The following is a 1254-nucleotide window of genomic DNA, read 5'->3' as shown; positions in this document are numbered from 1 at the left end:
GTGAGGCGCAGAACGCTGCCGCGCTGAACCATCCGGCGATCGTGGCCGTCTACGACACCGGTGAAGCCGAGACCGACGCCGGGCCGCTGCCGTACATCGTCATGGAGTACGTCGACGGCGACACGTTGCGTGACATCGTGCGCAGCACCGGGCCGATGGCTCCGCGTAAGGCGATGGAAGTGATCGCGGACGTCTGTGCCGCTTTGGACTTCAGCCACCGCAACGGCATCGTGCACCGCGACGTCAAACCCGCCAACATCATGATCAACCGTGCCGGCGCCGTGAAGGTGATGGACTTCGGTATCGCCCGTGCCATTTCCGACGCGTCGAGCCCGATGACGCAGACGGCCGCCGTGATCGGCACCGCTCAGTACCTCTCGCCGGAGCAGGCGCGAGGTGAGCAGGTGGACGCGCGTTCGGACGTCTACTCGCTCGGTTGTGTGCTGTTCGAGATTCTGACGGGCGAGCCGCCGTTCAAGGGTGATTCACCGGTCGCCGTGGCGTACCAGCATGTTCGTGAAGATCCGCAGACGCCGTCGGAGATCAATCCGGACATTCCGCGCGAGCTGGATTCGATCATTCTCAAGGCGATGAGCAAGAACCCGGCCAACCGCTACCAGAGCGCCGGCGACATGCGCAGCGACTTGGTACGCGTCCTGGGCGGTCAGCGTCCGAGTGCGCCGATGGTGATGAACGACGAGGACCGCACCACCATCCTCGGCGCCGTCGGCTCCGACACCGGGAACTACCGCACTGCGCCTGATCCGGTCGAGCCGGTTCCTGCGCGGACTACTCGCGCCGCCGAGCCGCCTGCCAAGAAGAAGGGCGGACGCTACGCCCTGATGGGCATCGCGGCGCTTCTGGTGATCGGTCTGGTGACGTTCTTCCTCATTCGGGTGAACTCGCCGAAGGTCGAGATGGTGACCGTTCCGGGCGACCTGACCAACCAGCCCGCCGACGTCGCCGAGGCGACGCTGACCAACGCCGGATTCCAGGTGGAGCGTCAGCAGAAGACGGACAAGGTGATCGCTGCCGGAAACGTCATCACGACGCGTCCGGTTGCCGGGGTGCGCATCGAGAAGGGCAGCACCGTCACCATCGACGTGTCCACCGGACCCGAGCAGGTCGCGATCCCGCGCCTGACCGGGCTGAGCCAGGACGACGCCGAGAAGAAGCTCAACTCCGTCGGTCTCCGCCGACTGCTCGGGCCGTGCGGACTCCGGGAGTTGCCCCGTCTCGGTCTCGCCGGCCACC

The 1254-nt window shown here is 66.3% G+C and carries 1 protein-coding gene; it reads left to right on the top strand.

Features of this window, described 5'->3' with window-relative positions; translation table 11 throughout:
* Nucleotides 1-41: 41 nt before the first annotated feature.
* A partial coding sequence (gene pknB, locus ABT116_RS47605) for a Stk1 family PASTA domain-containing Ser/Thr kinase (protein ID WP_351647663.1) occupies nucleotides 42-1254 on the top strand: 1213 nt, incomplete at its 3' end.

The organism is Streptomyces sp. NPDC002130 (assembly GCF_040296465.1).
Lineage (GTDB): Bacteria > Actinomycetota > Actinomycetes > Streptomycetales > Streptomycetaceae > Streptomyces.
Note: the sequence above shows the minus strand (reverse complement) of the source record. Positions and strands in the feature narration are given on the sequence as shown.